Here is a 17,090-nt window from a genome sequence, read left to right on the forward strand (position 1 = left end):
CTGGGGGATCAATGACGTACGGGGTGAGAAATGCCGCGACATCCGGTATTGACGTGAGCAAGCCAAGTGTGGCGCGGATGTACGACTGGCTGCTGGGCGGCGTCGAAAACTACGCCGCGGACCGCAGGGAATGCGAGAAGCTCCTGCAGATCGCCCCTAACTCCAGGGCGCTTGCCCAAAACAATCGCAGCTTCCTCCGCAGGGTGGTACGGGTCCTGGCTCAGGAATACGGTGTCCGTCAGTTCATCGACCACGGCTCAGGGCTCCCAACGCAGGACAATGTGCACCAGATCGCCCAGCGGGTCGACAAGCGGTCCCGGGTGGTCTACGTCGACAACGACCCCAGCGTGCTGGCCCACGGGCGGGCCGTTCTGGAAGAGAACGACAACACCCTCGTCCTCAACGCCGACATGCGGGACACGGACAGGATCTTTTCGCACCCTGAAGTACGGCACCTGATCGATTTCACACAGCCTGTCGCGGCCCTGTTCGTATCCGTGCTGCACTGTCTGCCCGACCGTGACCGCCCCGGCGAACTGGTGCGACAGGTGGCGCAGCGACTTCCGTCCGGCAGTTTCCTGGTGGTCTGCCAACTCGTCAGCCGTCGCGCCGACGTGCGCGAGCGAGTGACAGAGCTGATGCGTGTGGCCACCGACGACCACTGGGGCAGAGTACGCGAGGAACACGAGGTGCGGAGCTTCTTCGACGGCATGCAGCTTCTGGAGCCAGGATTGGTGGACGTCACCGACTGGCGGCCGGACAGCGAGGTCGTGCCCCGGGCCAAGACAGACGAGTGGGTGGAGTGGGGGGGCGTGGCCCGCTTGTGACCGCCGGCGGTCCATACGGGCCCTACCGGTCGGCATATCCCGCCCGCGCCGCATAGCGGGCCCGGGCTTCCTCCAGCATGCTTTCGCTCTCTTTCATCCGCGCGGAGGCGTCCAGAAGGTTGAGCAGTACATTCCGGTACTGCTCAAGCTCCGCAGTACGGCTGAGATACATGGCACTGTCGATGAGCTCCACGTAGATGAGTTCGGAGGGGCCACCGTCACCGAAGACCAGATGAGTGATCGGGTAACTGGGAGCAACGCTGGCGCTCCGCTCGAACGGCACGATGCGAATATTGACGCCGTCCTGGCGTGAAAGCTGCAGGAGATGGTCCAACTGCCGCCACATCACCGCTGGCCCCCCGACAGGCCGTTGCAGGATCCCCTCATCCAGCATCGCAACGAGGCCGGGCCGTTGCACGCTACGCAGGATGCGCTGGCGGTCCAGGCGCAGCCGCACCCGGCGCTCGACTTCCTCGCGGCTTGCGCCCGGAAGCCCGTTGGTAACCAGTGAGCGGGTGTAGTCGGCAGTCTGCAGCAACCCCGGCACCACATGGTTTTCGTAGCAGTAGATCTGAGTGGCAGCCGATTCGAGACCAATCAGGCGCTTGAGCCAGTTCGGTGTGACATCGCTGTACTGCTGCCACCAGGCGCTGTCCCTGGCCTGCCGCAGAAGGCTCTCGATCTCATGGGCCTGTTCGCCGGTCATCCGGTAAAACGCCACCAAGTCACGCACGTCGCGCTCCTTGGGGGGACTCTCGCCCCGTTCCAGACGGCTCAGCTTGGATACCGAACCACGAATGACCGGAGCCACATCCCGCAGCGCCAAACGGCGCTCCTTGCGGGCCTGCCGCAAGGCCTCGCCCAGCAGGCGCGCCGCCGCTTCCGGCCTGGCGTGTTGCCCGTTGTCGGCAATGACAGGCGCAACGGCGTCCTCACGCACCGCGGAACCGTCGGACATGCAAGCTCCCCTGCAGAACGGCCTTGAACCGCGCCAGTTTTGCAGACTCGCACTCTGCATGTCCGACGGTTGCCGTCAGCTTGGTCAGGCGCTCAGATGGTCGAACTCGCCGTCTTTGGCGCCCGCCAGGAAGGCCGTCATCTCGGCGCGGGAGTACACCAGCGCCGGACCCTGCGGATCACGGGAATTACGCACCGCGACGCCTCCACCGGGCAAAGCCGTCACTTCGACGCAGTTGCCGCCTGTGGCGTTGCTGTGGGTGCTCTTCACCCACACTGCCCCGTTGATCTCGGCGGCCGGAACTCCGTTCGGGTACTGCAATGGTGCCACCTTCTCTGTTCACTCGACGAAGTCCCACCGAGCGAGCCCCTCTGGGCGCCCGCACACGGACCACTGCACTGCTCACACGGGGAATGCAATCCCATATGCAATTGCACGGGGGTGGGTTGCGAGGATCGTAGCCGCTCGAGCCTGTGCCGCGGTGTCCCCCAAAAGTGGGCACCCGACACACGGCTCTGCGACTCGTGAGCAGCACCAACCGGGGCGGGAGCATGCCGAGTTGGAGGAAGCGCTCAATGCAGCTTTGGCCGAAGTTCAAAAGCTGGGGGGGCGCCCGGCGGGGACGCCCGACCGTTGCAGGGTATGCGCCTCTGTTCATCCCCGCAGACGTTGCGGCCCGACAACCGGGCCATGGCAGACAGGGAACCGAGGCACCCGCGCTGGAGGGGCGGCGGGAAGCAACTCCCCTGCCGGCAGAGCCACGGACCACATCCCGGGACGCCGACGGCGTGGCCGTACCCGCGGATCCGGGGGCCGCCGCGTCGGCGGCGCTGTCGCTGTCCCAAGACCCGCCTGCGAGTGATCACCCTCCTGCCGTTCCTGCTCGGCCACGGCCAGCACGGATACGGTCGGCTCCTTGCGCAGCCCGTCGACCGACGACGAGTGGCGAACGCGTACCGTTCCAGCAGTCAACGACCGCCGGCATTCGCGACCCGCGAGGAGGCAACAACCCGACAGGCCACTACTCCAACGCAGCCACCGGAATCACCCAGCCCCATTGGCCGCCAGCGGAAACATTGTCCTCAGATTCAGCACGGCGACAGCTACCTCCGGTGAACGCCGTCGGATGCAGAGCAGCTACCGCTCAGCAGCCCACGCGTGTAGGCGATATTAGTGCGCAGCAGCGTGATCATGCGTTCCGTGCCACCGGGGAAGAATGGCATCAAGACGAGGGTCGGCACGGCCGCGAGGGTGATGAGCAACAGGACCGGAACGAGCAGAGCAATGATGAGTGCGCGCTGTAGAGCTGCCAGCGCTCGGATGGGAACGGGGAACACGCGGCCTCCGTCTCCGCCGACTTCCCCATCAACGTTCTCGCCCGCCTCCTCGACGTGCCGCCGGAGGACAACCAGCAGCTCATCGACTGGGGCAACCGCATCATCGGCAACACCGATCCCGACTACGCCGACGTGCTCCTGCACAGCGAGGAGAGTGAAAAGTACCGCGACCTGCCCTTCCGCTTCCCCGTCTCGATCGAGGTCTTCGAGTACGGGCGCGAGCTGGCCCGGCAACGGCGGGGCGGCAATGGCACGGACTTGGTCTCCAGCTGGTCAACACCACGCCGCGCGACGGCGTCCCGCTCTCCGAGCGAGACCTGCTCCTGGTCGTCGCCGGCAACGAGACCACCCGTCACACCATTTCCCACTCCATGCTGGCCCTCCTCCAGCACCCCGAGCAGCTCGCCAGGCTCAAGGACGACCCCTCCTTGATCCCGGGGGCGGTCGAGGAGTTCCTGCGCTGGGCCTCCCCGGTGTACCACTTCCGCCGCACCGCCACCCGCGACGTCGAACTCGGCGGTAAACACATCAAGGAGGGCGACAAGGTCGTCATGTGGTTCGCCTCCGGCAACCGCGACGAGGAGGTCTTCGGCAACCCCTACGCCTTCGACGTCACCCGCACGAACAACGACCACGTCACTTTCGGCAAGGGCAGTCCCCACCTGTGCCTGGGCGACCTCCTCGCCCGCACCGAGATCCGCATCATGTTCGAGGAGCTCATCCCGCGGATCGCCGACATCAAGCTGGCCGGCGACGTACCGCGGGTCCGCTCCAACTTCGTCAACGGCATCAGCTGCCCGTCGAGGTCGTCCTCACCTGAGTGTCGACGTGGAACCCATCCAGCTCCGGCAACGTCTCCGCGTGCACGATCACGTCGGACGCGTGACCGGAGCCTGGTCATGACCGTGACAGCCAGGCTTGAGCGAACTGTTCGGCGGGCTCGGTCTCGCGCTCGGGGCGATGACGCCCCTGGGCCGCGGCCGTCGGCACGATGATCAATGCCGCGGCCGTCAAGTGGGACAGCGGCTTCTTCTTCAGGGTGTACGGCCTCTTGGCCACCATGGCCGCCAGCGCCGTGACGTGCGCGCGAGCGGCGTTGTCGTTGTGCGTGCCCCAGACCGCGCCGTGCTCCATGGCGTGCACGGCGTTGTCGTCGAGGATCTGGCCGCTGTAGACCTCGCCGTCGCGGTTCTGCCGAACGGGCGTGGGGTCGCCGCCGACGGGAGGCGTCATCGGGTATAGGCGACCGGGGTGGTGGCGTGGTTCCGGCTCAGCTTGGGCCACGTCGTCTCACCAACGATCGGAGCCGCCCTGGGCCGCCCGCTCTTTCTTGTTGGCCGTGTAGAGCAGATACCACGCTCGGCGCGGCGCAGCTCCTTCATGCGCACGCGGCGTGCGGCGGCTTTGGTGCCGGGGGGCGGGTGCCTTTCGTGCACAAGCGCCGGAGGGCGCCCCCGGACCGGCGGCGAGGCGTCGAGCGAGCCTTGCGCGTACGGCCGGGTCGGAGGCACCCTCCGGGACACAGGCTCAGACGGTCGTGCTGACTTCGGAGTAGTCCAGCCGCGGGGAACGCGGACGGTGGCCGTCGGGCGCGGGCTTGCCGATGTTGACCACCATGAGCGGCAGGTGGTCTTCGTCGAGGAACTCCTTCTGGATGGCGGCGTGGTCCATGCCGTTCATCGGCCCGGCGGCCAGACCCATGGCCCGCACGCCGATGATGAAGTACGCCGCCTGCATCGCGGCATTGAGCACGGCCGCCTGCTCACGGACCGGGCGCTCGGAGAAGAACGCGTCCTTCGCCGCGGGGAAGGCAGGGAGGAGACGGGGCAGCTCCTCGTGGAACTCGGCGTCGGCGGAGAGAATCACCGCCAGCGGGGCGGCGGCGGTCTTGGCCTGGTTGCCCTCGGCCATGACCGACACCAGGCGCTCACGGGCCTCCGGCGAACGGACGACGGTCAGGCGCAGCGGGGACTGGTTGTACGCGGTCGGCGCGAGCTTGACCAGATCGTAGATGGCCTGCACCTGCTCATCGGTCACCGGCTCGTCGATGAAGCCGTGCGTGGTGTGGGCCTCACGGAACAAGACGTCCAGGGCGGTCGAGTCAACAGCGAATGACATCGGAATCCCTACAAAAGGGTCATGGCCAGACGCCGGAGTGCATCCGGCGGCGGCAGTGAATGCGCGGTCGAACCAGCGCAGGGAGCGACCCAGAACGAGGGTCGCTCACCTGCGGATAATTGTAATCTCAACTATCTCCCGGGACGCACGATTCCCACCGCGGCAGAAAACCTCCTGGATGCCGACCGGGAACGTGCGTAGCGCGGCGTCCTCAAGGGGCGCGCCCTGCTCACCGCGCGCCTAGACGCGGAGCTGCGGGAGCACGGACCTGTCGCTGATCGACTATGACGTCCTGGTCCAGCGCTCCGAGGTGCCCGATCGCCGCCTGCCGATGGCGGAGCTGGCCCGTTCCGTGGTCTACATCCTCAGCGGCCTGACGCACGTGGCCCCGACGACACCATTCCGGACGGCCCGATCTGTCCTGCCCCGGGCTCGGGCCGGTCGCCGGGACCCGAGTACACATAGCCGGGCTCTGAGGTGGGCTGTACACCACCGCTGCCGGCGGCTGGACCCTGGAAGTCATCAGCCCCGAGTGGCCGCACCGCTGTGTTCTCAGCACCGGGGGCGGAGCCCGTCGGCGAGGTCGGCGCACGATGCGCGACGAGCTCCCCGCGATCTTGCCGAACAGACGACGCCCTGCCGATCGGGCACGCGAGGCCCTGCTCACCGAAGACGAGGTCGCGGCTGTACGCCATGTCCCCGAAGGAGCATGTGGACACCGCACGCGGCTGCCCGCCCCGATGCCCGTCGGGATCGTCCTGGTCGTCTGGCTGCCGTGGGGCGAGGACGAGCAGTGCCGCCGCGTTGTTGAACGCGGCCGCCGCGCAGGGGCGTGCGGTGCGGGCAAGGATGTCGGCCCCTCGGACATCGGCAAGGTCGCGACGAAGGGCCGTTTCTTCAGGGTCTCGGTGACGATGTGCTTGCCCTCGGCGGTGGCCGTCAGGCCCAGTAGCGCGACGGCGTTGTAACGCTCGGGCGCAGGTCGCCGTCCGGGGTGGCGGGCGGGGAGGCTATGGGGCCGAGCGGCGCGGAGTGACGGCCGACGCGTTGGCCGGGTCGGCCTCGGTCGTCGGATCGCCGGGTCGCCGGGGCGCCGGGCTTGTTCTGCCGGTGCCCCGAGGTGCCGGGGAGGGAGGTCGGGAACTCGGTCGAGCGGCCGGTCCGTTGGGGTGTCGTTGGGGTGCGTCAGCTGATACGTCGAGGGCGGGAGGTGTTCATGGGTCGCGTTTTCGGTCTTCGACGCAACGGCGGCGCACCGGTGTTGAGCGGCTTCGACTGCCGCTTCAGCAGCGGGGATGCCCAACTGATCCTGGAGCAGGAGCCAGTGAGTGATCTTCAGAAGTGGCTCACGGCCCTGGGAAGTGGTAGCGCGTAGGTCATGATTGGTACCGAGGACCTCTCGGGCTCGGCGTGTCGGCTGCAACCGCGCGACGAGTTCACGGGTTCTCGAGCACGACGAAATCCCCGTCTGGACCAACAGATGAAAGGAGTTCACGCGAGGTGGCGCCGCTGTGGCGGCGCCGCCGATCGCCCCGTCTGAACCCGCAGAAATGACGAAGAACCGGAGCAACCAGTGCAGTTCAACGATCCTTCGAACACACCTTCTATCGGGGCCGAGCCGTTCATGCTCGTCGACGGCCGGATGGTCCACTTCACCCAGAACTCCGTGCAGGACACGAGTGGTGTCCCGGCCGGCTCGACGTTTTCGGCCGCCCCGGCCGCGCCCGCTACACCGGCGGGGCCGTTCATCATCGTCGACGGTGCCGTGCAGCCCTACGTGCCGACCGTACCGGCCAATCAGGTGTCCGTGCCGGGGCCTGGTTCGGCGCCGCTGCTCGTCCACGGCGTTGTCCCGCCCGCGGCGGACACGGCGGGCGGCACGACCACGCGCACGGCGAACGCCGTGTCCTGGCCGTCGGTGGCGATCACGGCGATCGTGGCGGCGGTCGTCGTTGCCTTCGTGGTCATGGGCAAGTCCACCGAGGCGATCGTCACGGGGGTTGTGCTGATCGCTCTGCTGGCCAACCACGTCCGCTCCTCGCTGGCCGCCTGACGTCCTGGACCTTCGGCCGGGGCCCTGACGGGTCCCGGCCCCCGGGCCGGACGGAAAGGAGACCGGTGATGGCCCGTACCCCCGACCCGCTGCCCCAGCGGGACGATCCGGTGATCAACCTCGCGCGGTTCCTGCGTGTCACGCAGGCCAACGCCAGCACGATCACCGACCCCATGACCCTGAACAAGATCGCTCAGCTGTCCGGGGTCTCGGAAGGCTCTCTGTCCAAGGCTCACAACGGAGACCCCCGCGTCTCCTGGCGGACCGTGGAAGGCTGGGTCCGCGCCTGCGGCGGTGACCTCATGACCGCGCGCCGCCTGTGGAACAAGGTGCATGAGATGCAGACCAAAACCGGCCCCACCGACATGGCCGCGCTGCAGGCCCGGGCGTTCGGCTACTGGGAACACACCCGGGGGCGGGCGGTCGTTCCGGGCCTGGAGACGGAGAAGCAGTTCCTCGTCGCGGTGACCGCGTTGCGCAAGTACGTGGGCCTGTCGCTGCGCGAACTGTCGCGGGCCACCGAGCGCCTTGGCGCCCCCTACAGCCGCGCCACCCTGGGCGCCGTCCTGGCCGGTGAGCGTGCCATGACCTTCGAGCACCTGGCCGCGGTCCTGGCCGGGTGCGGCGTGCCGGTACGCCAACAGCAGGGGTGGGCGCGCGTCTTCGCCAAGTTCGACCCGGCGCGTGACGTGCGCACCGGCTGGAACCCGTGCTCCTTGCGCAGGTCCCGCCTGCTGGAGCCGGCCGGCGGGCAGGTCGAGCACGTCGTCTCCTCCCCCGCGCGCACACGCTTCGCGTCCGTGCTGGAGCGGGCGCTGACGGAGGAGGGCGTGACCATCAAGGTGTTCGCCGCGCGCGCCAAGCTCGACATGCCGCTCGTCGACCGGCTGTTCGCAGGGAAGTTCCTGCCCGCCCACATGCTCTCCCGTGCGAGCGAAGCGGCCGTCGGGGCGAGCCCGCGCACCAGGAGGGAGCTCACCGTGCTGGCCCAAGCGCTCGTGCGCTCCCCCACCCCCGAGGAACGGCGGGAGTGGGGCAGGTTCTGCCGCGAGAGCGGCATCAGTGAGTCCTGGGCCGGGTAACCGGCCTGCTTCCCTCAGGGGCGGGTGTGAGGTGTTCATGACCTCGCACCCGCCCCTTTCTGTGCCGGCCTGCCGCAGTGGCTGGCCGCCGTCCTGCTCGGCAGGCACGCGCCCAGGTACATGCCGTCCTCGTACACCGCCCAGGTCGGCCGGTCGGTGTGGGCGGGCCCCACCGGGCGTTCGTTGACGTCGCTCACGAACAGGTCGTTCCAGGCGGTCGGATCCTCGGCGCCTACATCCTCCGCGGTCGTCAACGGCAGCTCCCGGGTCAGGAGTCGTGCACCCAGGCCCGGCTGGTCTGCCGGTACTGTTCGACGGGGATGGGGTCGACGGCGGGCCGCGGCCGGTTGAGGTACAGCAGCCCGTCGAGGCGGTCGATCTCGTGGGCGATGAGACGGGCAAGCCGCTGCTCGTAGACGGTGGTAACCGTGGTGCCGTCCAGCGCGGTGGTCACGACGGTCATCTGCAGGGGCCGGGGAACAAGGCCGCAGACGTCGAAGAACGGCAGTCAGCCCTCGTATTGTTCGTCGCTGTCGTGGGAGATGGCGGTGATGCGGGGGCTGAGCGGCACGATGGCGCTGGCCCCCTCGTCGGGGGGCTGGGCGATGGCCGCCGCACGTCCGATGTCGTGGCGATGCCCATGTGACCTCCCCCGACCTCGGGTCCTGTTCGGGCCGGGGCCCAAAATTTCGATCCCAAACGATATCGGGCGTGCAGCCCGTCACCGAGATGAGCGACCTGGCCCTTTCTCGCACCGACGCCGCCCTGTCATGAAATTGCGCGCAATCTTCAGACGGAGGAAGACCGGAATCCTCTCTGCCCGAAATTTGTTCAGGACAGACACGACCCTGACCCCTGCAGCTTAATGAGGAAACCGAAGGGGCCTCCAGTTCTGGAATTTCTATCCGCTTCTTGTAATTAGGTATGAGGACTCTGCATCGAGGATCTCGCCGAATGCCGCTGACCGTGCAGAGGGATCGCCGGGCTGACCATGTCGACAAGTTTCATCGTCTCTCGCGCAGCGGCGGAGTACACCATTTCCGTCGGTCATGTTGCCGAGTTTTGAAGGGCATGGATGCTTGCTTGGGGGCGCGGTCGTTGTGCGCGGCGATGTCGGTGCAAGGATGAGCGGGGCAGGCAGACGTCGACCTGCGCGGCAAGCCTCGCAGGCGTGCCTGTCGATCGCCTGGCCGGGTGGCGGGCCACCTCCCGCGCCACCGGATTCGTGATCATCAGGTAGAAGGCTTTCGTGGCCAGTTGGTGCGCTCTGGTTCGCCCGCGAGGTTGACCGCTCTTGCTTACGGAGCCGGCTCGTGCCGCCAGCCCGGCGATCGCTCCGCTTCCCTGTTGCGCTGGCGGGCTGGGCGCGCGGGGGTGCCGCGAATCGCGGGCGGCAGGCCCCTACGACTGGCATGCGATGGGTCTTTCCCGCGGACGATGCCAGCGCAAAACCCGCGCCCAGGTGCAGCCAGGGCCTCAGCTTTGCCTGCCGCCAGACCGCGAAGCCAGTGGCTCATGGGCGTCGCGGAGGGTGCTCTTCGCCGCGCCGGCGAGGCGGCTGAGTGCAGACCAGCACCAGATCTTCCTCCTCTTGTCCCGTGGCCGCGTCGACCTGGATACGGGCTGCTCCGGCGTTCCCTCGGCTGGTCACTCATCTGCCGCAGCGGTTCCTTCGGTGAGCGCTGCGTTCCAGAACGAATGGCCACGCGCGGCCCCTGGTGTGGGGGGGCAGCGTTACGGCCGTCAGAGGACGTTCGAGCACCTCAAAGAGGTCTCCTGGAGGAAAGCCCAGGGGCGAGGGGCAGGGCTGGTGGCTTCTCAGGGAATCTCATCGACGACTCCTCCATCAGGCGGCTTGGCCCGCCCATTGGCTGCCGCAGGCGTCCTCTGCCTCAGCTGCATGACGCTGTTTGTGTAGCGTCAAGTGCTGCGTGTCCCCGCATGGCGACCCGCCGAGCGGGATGGATGTCAGAGCGCCCTGGCCTGGCCAGTAGGAAGTTCTGCGTTTGAGCCCTCACGTTGCTTTGAGAGCCACTGCGAGCGTTCGGTTACAGGCCACTGCATCGTCCCCTGGGGCCAGCTGGGCTGCGCTGCGGCGGGGCTTGCAGATGAGCCCCGCCGCACACGCAGAGGCGCAGGTGAGGCTGCAACCAGCACCCACGCAATGCTTCCGTCACCCCGTCTGGACCAACAGATGAAGAATGACGAAGAGCCGGCACAGAAGGGCCCCCCTTTCCGGAGCGCCAACAACCGTGCCTGAAGCGAACCATACGCGACCCGCTTCGGTTCCTCAGCATGGGCGAGGATCTGGAAGAACCGGAAATCAACAAGACGGCGCAGGACAGATTTGAGGAAAGAGTGGCTCTGACCTGCTCAGATGCTGCGCTCGGTTCGGGTTGTTCAGCAGGATCGCTGGGTTCAACTTTGCAGGGTGGAGCCGCAGTTGGGCGGCAACTGCGAGGGCTGCTTCTACGTTGCCTTGCCCGCGCGATTGAGGCCAGCACTGGGCTGGAAGACAAGACAGCACTGAAGAATGGGCTCTTCCGGTCCCACCACGACGAGGGCCTGGCCCGATGACCTTCTAGGTCCTAGCGACGGCCGGGCCAAGCCATCCTGATCCATTCAGGCCCTCCCCCAGCGCTGCCTGTGCTGGCGCCGTTAACAGCGGAGTGGTCGGCTTGGCGTCGGCGGGCTCGTTTGAGGTGCTGGGCTTCGCGGGCGCTTATCTCGCCGCTTGAGCAAAAGCACGACAGTTACTGGCAGAGCCCGAGGAGCTGGCAAATGGGACGGGTCGAAGTAGTCTGGTTGTCACGACAGAGGCAAGCGACCTGTCACAAACACTCGTTCGGCAGCCTTTCTGCCTCCGGTTCCGAAGATCTTGGGGTGCTCAACCGCATACAGCGCACGGTGCAGCGGGTCAGGCTCCAGTCCTGCCAATGCGGTCCCACAACTCCAACGCCCTGGCTGGCTGATCGGTGTAGGCGAGCGTGAATGCGGCAGCTGCAGCGCCTCCGATCACGTAAGGCTGCCCGGCATCCGGTATGGGAAGGAAGGATGCGCCCACGGCAGCACCGGTACAGGCCAGCAGTGCCGCTACCAGCCGTAGCCATTCCCAGTCCCTGACCGGTTCCAGGCCGGCCAGCGCCTCCTCGTCCAGAAGTGCGCCGACCCTCCCGTGCACGTATCGATCGCACACGGCGATCAGGGTTGCTGCCAGTTCCCGCAGCGCCGCGTCGCAGTCCGTGTCCAGACGGCTCTCTACGAGACGTAGTTTGGCGATGACCAGGCCCGTGTGGCGCCTCAGCGCCTTCCTACGGTGAGAGGGCCACCGGACGCTTCCCGCGTCGCGGTAGGACCTCGCGATCAGCCTGGAGGTCACAGCCAGACGACGGGCCACCTCACGCAGCCGCTGCGGCTGGTCGTCCGCCGACGCTGTCGAAGCCGCCGTACAAGCATGAATAGTCAGGGCAGCGTTGTAGACCAAACGGTATCGAGTGACCCACCGGCCCGATCGCCAGGGAGTTGATGCCGATCCACGCCACACAACGACGAAAGCCACCACAGGCGCAGCGAATACCACCACCGATGCGGCGATCACTGCGGCCAACAGCGCGAGGGCTGCCAACATCATCGGCCCTTGCAGAATCGCCGGGGGCAGACCGGACTCCGTCGAGGCGCTGGTTGTCTGGCTGGGCGCGGGGGACACTGCCGCGGAAACCACGGCGCGATCCAGGATCACTACAATCTCGGAGAAGGCCAGCGCCGCGATCAGGCGGCCGGCCACAGCGGGACGGCGGCTGATGAGAAACCGGCGCAACCCCAGACACACACGCGCCGGAGGCCGGCTGTCGGGTCCGAGGAGTACCTGCATGTCCCGCCTGAGCAGTTCGACCTGACGGTTTGCTGCACGCAAGACGCGGGCTCCCGTTTGTCTGCGTAACCAGCGCGACACCATCTGCCAGATCGTTTCCGTCCCCACAAGCCACAGCATGTCAGGCCGGCAAAACTCAAGCCACAGGTCCGGATCTCACGCGTCCCGACCACCTGCCATCCGCCGCGATGGCAGAACGCGGCGGCCGACGGCGTGCATCAGGCTCCGACGGCGCAGTCCACGCTCTTCCTCATCAACGCCCCAACCACGGACTGCGGCGGGGCTACCCCGCCGACTCCGGCAAGAGCCGGGCTCCAACTCGTAGTGACAACCAGCCTGCCTATATGACAACTTTCATGCTTCGGCTCATCGCTGCGGAAGAGGGCCGCGTAGCTGACTGGCTCAGTAAGAGAATTCGATGTATTCGATTTTCGTGAGTCGCACCATGTGCAGACCGCCTGTTGGTGAGAATCCGAAGCACTTTCACCAGCACACACCTATGTGCGCACGCCATGGCGGCGCAACGCATGCCTGCTCGCAGCCTCATCCTGCCCTCCTGCCAGGGCAGCAGACCGCGGCCGGCCGGGCCGCAGCGCGCGCCGGTGACCGCGTGCGGCCGGGCTTTCCGGGGCGTGGGCGCCTTGCCGGCCGGGAACCGGCGGCTACCTCCTACCGCGAGGCGGTCCGGACTTCGCTTGGCGTGGCCTTCTGGCACGGCGGCACGTTTTGTTCCGGTCAGGTCTGACGGGTGCTGGCCCGGCCAGGTGTGCTGTCAGGTTCCGGCGGTCAGCCGGGCGAGGGCATGATCTGGGCTTCGATTTCGTCGACGAATCTGGAGCGCTTGGAGTCCCGCTGGCGTCGGGGATACCACTGGTTGGCTGGGATGGTGTAGCGGTCGCCACCGAGGAGAACGGCCTCGTCCCTGGCGCGCGTGACTGCGACGTAGAAGGCTCTGCGCGCTTCCGCTACTTCTTCGGCAGTGGGTGGCTTGCCGGGGTAGTGGCGTGGGAGGAGACCCTCGATGAGGCCGGGCAGAATGACGATCCCGAACTCACGGCCTTTGGCGCTGTGGTAGGTGGTCAGGGCAATGTGGCCGGGGATCTGCCCTCCGGCGAGTTCCGCCATGGTGAGGTCGTCGGCGTCTTCCAGTACCCGGGCTGTGTCCCGGTCGCGCTGGTCGGGACTGTCCTGTGCGAGCTCAGGGACTTTCAGGGTGTTCCAGAGTGCGGTGAGGAAGGTGCTGGCGGGGTGGGCTGGTGTCTCGCGGTGGGGAGCGTCCAGGAGGGCTGCCAGGCGTCGTGACAGGGTGCGGGGGGTGTCGTCTGGGTCGGTGCGGCCGGCCAGTTGGAGTTGGCGGTGCCAGGCTCTGGCAAGTTCGCGGAGGGTTCGGGCGGGGGCGATGCCGGGGGCCTTGGGGGGGTGGTGATGTGGCGTCTGCGGCCGGGCCGGGCAGGGGTCCGGTAAGGCGTCGGGCGGCGCATGCGGCGATCAGGTCGGCGAGGGGGCCGCTGGGGCGGCGGCGCTGCTTTTCTTTGTCGAAGGGAATGCCGGTGGTCTGGATCGCGGTGGTCAGGGCGTCGAGCAGGGGCCCTTGAGAGCGGTACAGGACAGCGATGTCTTCGGCGGGTATGCCGGCTGCCAGGCGATCTTGGAGGACTTCGACGGTGCGGGCGGCGTGTGCGTCGAGGTCGCCGTCGGCGTGGAGGATGGTGACTGTGCCAAGGTCGTCGCGGTCTGGTGCGGCGTGGTAGCCGCGGTCTTCTCCGAGGACTGCGCGGCCTGCTGCCACGAGGGCGCTGCCGCTGCGGTAGTTGACGGTCAGTCGCTGGCGTTGGAAGTCCGGTCGGGCGCTCAACTGCTGGAGGTAGTGGGGGCTGGCGCCCTGGTAGGCGTAGAGGACCTGGTCGGGGTCGCCGACGGCGGTGATGTGTGCTCCTGCGTCCAGCAGGGTGGTGACCAGGGCGTGCAGGACGGGACCGAGGTCTTGGTATTCATCGATGACGAAATGCGGGAAGCGTGCCACGAGTTGCTCGCGGGCGGTGCGGCTTTGGCGCAATAGGTTGAGGGCGCGGATGGTCATGGCCTCGAAGTCGAGGGCGTTGTTGTCCCGGAGCAGTTGCTCGTAGCGGTGGACGGTGCGCGGGTATTCGCGGGGGTAGTCGGCTATCGGCTCTTGTGCGGCCATCAGGCGGCGCAGGCGCTCGAGGGTGGTTCGGTTCTGCGGGTTGACGTCCAGGCCGGAGTTGTAGGCGGCGGTGTCCCACAGCTGTCGGCATGTGGAGGAGTCGGGGATGGCGAGGTCCTCGGGGAGCGGGTCGCGGATGAGGCGGCCGTAGGGGCGCAGGACGTGGTGCAGGCAGAAGGCGTGCACGGTGGTGCTGGACAGGCGGCGGTCTGGGCGCAGTCCAAGGCGTCGCAGGCGCACGGTCGTTTCGTGGGCGGCTGTTTCTGTGTAGGTGAGGGCGGCGACGCCGCGGTGGCGGCTGGTGGTGGTGGCCAGTAGGTATCCGATGCGGGCGACGAGGGTGCGGGTCTTGCCGGCGCCGGGACCGGCGAGCACGGTGATGTTGCCGTGGTGGAGGGCAGCAGCGCGTTGATCGGGGTGTAGTGCGCCCAGTTCCGCGGCCAGGGCGGGCGGCAGCAGAGTCAGTTGCGGCACGGTTGCGGGCCCGGTCTCGTTGCTGGTGGCCGTCATCGGAGGTCGTCCGGGGAGGCGGCCGGTGCTCCGGTGGGTGTGGCCTTGATGTCTGGAGCTGTGGGAAACAGGGGCAGGTCGCGGAAGGTGCAGCTGAGGTCGTCCAGCAGGCCGAGGATCGCCCCTGGGCCCTCGATCGTCAGGAGGTCGTCGCGGGTGATGGGTCCTTGCGTTCGCTCGAGAAGGTCCAGGACGCGATCGCGTAGGTCGGTCATGCGGGCGACGTTCGCCGCCAGCCGCTGGGAGTAGCGTCCCTTGCCGATGGTTTCGATCTTGTCTACCAGGGTGTCACGCTGCTGGCTGGTTGCGGTGCCGTCCTCGAAGGGGGCGAGGGCTTCGCGGAAGGCGGTCCTGTTGCTCTCGCGCTGGCGGAATGCGGAGTAGGCCGCGGCCATTTCCTGGTGCAGCAAGGGAGCGAGGTCGGTTTCCAGCGTGTGGTTTCCGACGTAGACGCCCACGTGGGTCGCTGCCTTGATCACGTGCTGGCGGCCGTGGCGTGAGCCGCGGTCGGGCAGTTCCTGGATCGTGAGGGTGTTGATACCGCGGTCGAGTTCCTGGTGCAGCGCATCGTCTTGAGCGATGCGTGCCAGGTTTCGAGCCCTCCACAGGCCCGGTTCCTTCTGGTGGCGGTGCTCACCGTCGGCGGCATCGCCGTCGGTGAGGATCCAGTGCGGGCGCCGCAGTGCTCGGGGGCCCAGCAAGGTGGCGTAGGGGGCGAAGTCGGTGCCTTCGACGCTGGAGACGACGATGCCGTAGTCGTCCAGGGGGAATCCGGCCGCCTCGGCGAGGGCGGGCAGGAGGTAGGCGTCGGCTGCGCCCTCGACCAGGACGATGCCTTTGGCGAAGAGGATCTCGGCGCGGGTGACGTTGAGGTAGCGCTCGAGGTCGTCCCTCTGGGCAGCGTTGAGCACGCCGGGCGGGACGACGGAGCCCACGGTGTGGTTACCGCGCCTGCTGGTCAGGACGATGCTGGACAACGGAGTGACGGCGGCGATGTGCGGGCTGTGGGTGGTCAGCAGCAGCCGGTTGGGTTCATGCAGCAGGTGGGCGAACACCTTGCGCTGCAGGCTGGGGTGAAGGTGGGCTTCGGGCTCCTCGACGGCCAGCAGTGTGTCTTCCCCGTCGCTGGCCTGGCGCCGCACCTTCAGCCACTCGAGCAGCAGGGCCAGGTAGACGACGTTGGCGGTTCCGGTGGAGGTGTGCTGGATGCCGCGGCTGCTGAGGGGGTCGATGATGAGCTGGACGCTGCGGATCAGGTCGTCTTCCCTGCCGGCGAAGTCCAGCGAAGGGGTCAGGGGCAGCTGGGGGCCGGTCATGGCGGCCAGGCGTGTAGTGAGTTCGTCTACCGCCTGCTGCATGGCGGTGTCCTGGGCGAGCTGGCTGCGTGCTTGTTGGAGGGCTTTCAGGGTGGATGTGACGATGCTGGCCGAGGGAGGCCGCTCGCGCAGCAGCCGGACGAGGGGGCTTCGGTCGGCTCGGGCGAAGTCGCCCTCGGCGTCACGTAGGGCGGGGAGGACGGACAGCGGGATGTAGTCCTTGGCGTGACGCATGTCCACGCCCGGATCGTCGGCGCCGTAGATGGTCCAGGAGTAGTCGTCGGCGGTCAGCGGCTGGCTCGGCTGGGCGCCGAAAACGGCCCCTGCGGGCGCCTTGGGCTGGAACAGGTAGGTCAGCCGGGCGACGCGGGGCTGGCCGTCTTCGGTGATGATGGCGCCGTCGAGGGTGGCGATGGCGTCCTCGTCTTCGTCGAAGTCGGAGAGTTCGACCTGCACTCTGACCTCGGCCCCTTCGTGCAGTGCCGGGGATCCGTCATGGACGTCATCGGCCTGGAGCCGGCGCCACCGGTTGGACAGATCGGGGTCCAGGACCAGGCGCAGCGCGTACAGCAGGTTGCTCTTGCCGACGCCGTTCTCTCCGACGATCACTGCCGGAGTCGGGAAGGGATCAATCACTAGATTCCGGAAGTTACGGAAGTTGGTGATCTTGACCTTTGAAAGACGCATAGCTCCCCTCCCCCGGCGCTCCCCAGGCGCCGCAACAACCGCTGCCCGCACCTGCGGGCACACCAGCCTAGATGCCGCTGGAAGAGCCTGGCATGGCAGCGTGCTGACGACCCGCGGGCGGGCCGCGGCTATGCGGTGCACGGCTC

General features: G+C 67.6%; 15 protein-coding genes and 1 pseudogene. 6 read left to right on the plus strand and 10 right to left on the minus strand.

The window, feature by feature from the left end; all coding sequences use genetic code 11:
- The first annotated feature begins 11 nt into the window (after positions 1 to 11).
- On the plus strand, positions 12 to 827 hold the full coding sequence (locus ACFYZJ_RS32245) for an SAM-dependent methyltransferase (RefSeq protein WP_388573881.1): 816 nt from the start codon (positions 12 to 14) through the stop codon (positions 825 to 827).
- Between the two features lie 22 nt (positions 828 to 849).
- On the opposite strand, the gene ACFYZJ_RS32250 is transcribed toward ACFYZJ_RS32245, so the two are convergent.
- Positions 850 to 1,785, minus strand: a complete 936-nt coding sequence (locus ACFYZJ_RS32250; RefSeq protein ID WP_388573883.1) for a helix-turn-helix domain-containing protein — start codon at positions 1,783 to 1,785, stop codon at positions 850 to 852.
- An 84-nt stretch (positions 1,786 to 1,869) separates the two neighbouring features.
- On the minus strand, positions 1,870 to 2,106 hold the full coding sequence (locus tag ACFYZJ_RS32255; protein ID WP_388573885.1) for a DUF397 domain-containing protein: 237 nt from the start codon (positions 2,104 to 2,106) through the stop codon (positions 1,870 to 1,872).
- A gap of 1,019 nt (positions 2,107 to 3,125) precedes the next feature.
- Between ACFYZJ_RS32255 and ACFYZJ_RS32260 the strand changes: the two are divergent.
- A pseudogene (locus ACFYZJ_RS32260) lies at positions 3,126 to 3,913 on the plus strand (cytochrome P450); the annotation flags it as partial.
- A 106-nt stretch (positions 3,914 to 4,019) separates the two neighbouring features.
- Here ACFYZJ_RS32260 and ACFYZJ_RS32265 read toward each other — a convergent pair.
- Together ACFYZJ_RS32265 and ACFYZJ_RS32270 are read right to left on the minus strand one after the other, a co-directional pair.
- Entirely contained in the window at positions 4,020 to 4,355 is a 336-nt protein-coding gene (locus ACFYZJ_RS32265; RefSeq protein WP_388573887.1) for a DUF3105 domain-containing protein, read from the minus strand.
- A 294-nt stretch (positions 4,356 to 4,649) separates the two neighbouring features.
- Positions 4,650 to 5,240, minus strand: a complete 591-nt coding sequence (locus tag ACFYZJ_RS32270) for a malonic semialdehyde reductase (RefSeq protein WP_388573889.1) — start codon at positions 5,238 to 5,240, stop codon at positions 4,650 to 4,652.
- Between the two features lie 593 nt (positions 5,241 to 5,833).
- On the opposite strand from ACFYZJ_RS32270, the gene ACFYZJ_RS32275 reads away from it, so the two are divergent.
- The 3 genes from ACFYZJ_RS32275 (at position 5,834) to ACFYZJ_RS32285 (ending at position 8,375) form a co-directional block, all read left to right on the plus strand.
- On the plus strand, positions 5,834 to 6,208 hold the full coding sequence (locus ACFYZJ_RS32275; protein ID WP_388573891.1) for a hypothetical protein: 375 nt from the start codon (positions 5,834 to 5,836) through the stop codon (positions 6,206 to 6,208).
- Positions 6,209 to 6,813: 605 nt separating this feature from the next.
- The gene (locus ACFYZJ_RS32280; protein WP_388573893.1) at positions 6,814 to 7,293 is read left to right on the plus strand and encodes a hypothetical protein; all 480 of its coding nucleotides are present in this window, start codon (positions 6,814 to 6,816) and stop codon (positions 7,291 to 7,293) included.
- 68 nt (positions 7,294 to 7,361) lie between these two features.
- Positions 7,362 to 8,375, plus strand: coding sequence for a helix-turn-helix domain-containing protein (locus ACFYZJ_RS32285; protein WP_388573895.1), 1,014 nt, complete (start codon positions 7,362 to 7,364; stop codon positions 8,373 to 8,375).
- A gap of 35 nt (positions 8,376 to 8,410) precedes the next feature.
- Here ACFYZJ_RS32285 and ACFYZJ_RS32290 read toward each other — a convergent pair whose 3' ends face one another.
- A complete protein-coding gene (locus tag ACFYZJ_RS32290) occupies positions 8,411 to 8,629 on the minus strand; it encodes a hypothetical protein (protein ID WP_388573896.1) in 219 nt (72 codons plus the stop codon).
- A gap of 14 nt (positions 8,630 to 8,643) precedes the next feature.
- A complete protein-coding gene (locus ACFYZJ_RS32295; protein ID WP_388574016.1) occupies positions 8,644 to 8,883 on the minus strand; it encodes a peptide deformylase in 240 nt (79 codons plus the stop codon).
- 1,787 nt (positions 8,884 to 10,670) lie between these two features.
- Between ACFYZJ_RS32295 and ACFYZJ_RS32300 the strand changes: the two genes are divergently transcribed.
- The gene (locus tag ACFYZJ_RS32300) at positions 10,671 to 10,952 is read left to right on the plus strand and encodes a hypothetical protein (RefSeq protein ID WP_388573898.1); all 282 of its coding nucleotides are present in this window, start codon (positions 10,671 to 10,673) and stop codon (positions 10,950 to 10,952) included.
- 340 nt (positions 10,953 to 11,292) lie between these two features.
- On the opposite strand, the gene ACFYZJ_RS32305 is transcribed toward ACFYZJ_RS32300, so the two are convergent.
- From ACFYZJ_RS32305 to ACFYZJ_RS32320, 4 genes are all read right to left on the minus strand, one after another.
- Positions 11,293 to 12,354, minus strand: coding sequence for a hypothetical protein (locus ACFYZJ_RS32305; RefSeq protein ID WP_388573900.1), 1,062 nt, complete (start codon positions 12,352 to 12,354; stop codon positions 11,293 to 11,295).
- Between the two features lie 678 nt (positions 12,355 to 13,032).
- Entirely contained in the window at positions 13,033 to 13,551 is a 519-nt protein-coding gene (locus ACFYZJ_RS32310; RefSeq protein ID WP_388574018.1) for a 3'-5' exonuclease, read from the minus strand.
- A complete protein-coding gene (locus ACFYZJ_RS32315) occupies positions 13,445 to 14,941 on the minus strand; it encodes a UvrD-helicase domain-containing protein (RefSeq protein WP_388573902.1) in 1,497 nt (498 codons plus the stop codon). The genes ACFYZJ_RS32310 and ACFYZJ_RS32315 overlap by 107 nt, the downstream gene beginning before the upstream one ends.
- The gene (locus ACFYZJ_RS32320) at positions 14,938 to 16,944 is read right to left on the minus strand and encodes an ATP-dependent endonuclease (protein WP_388573904.1); all 2,007 of its coding nucleotides are present in this window, start codon (positions 16,942 to 16,944) and stop codon (positions 14,938 to 14,940) included. Before ACFYZJ_RS32320 ends, ACFYZJ_RS32315 begins: the two co-directional genes overlap by 4 nt.
- Between the last annotated feature and the right edge of the window lie 146 nt (positions 16,945 to 17,090).

Source organism: Streptomyces sp. NPDC001848, assembly GCF_042891915.1.
Classification (GTDB): Bacteria; Actinomycetota; Actinomycetes; order Streptomycetales; family Streptomycetaceae; genus Streptomyces.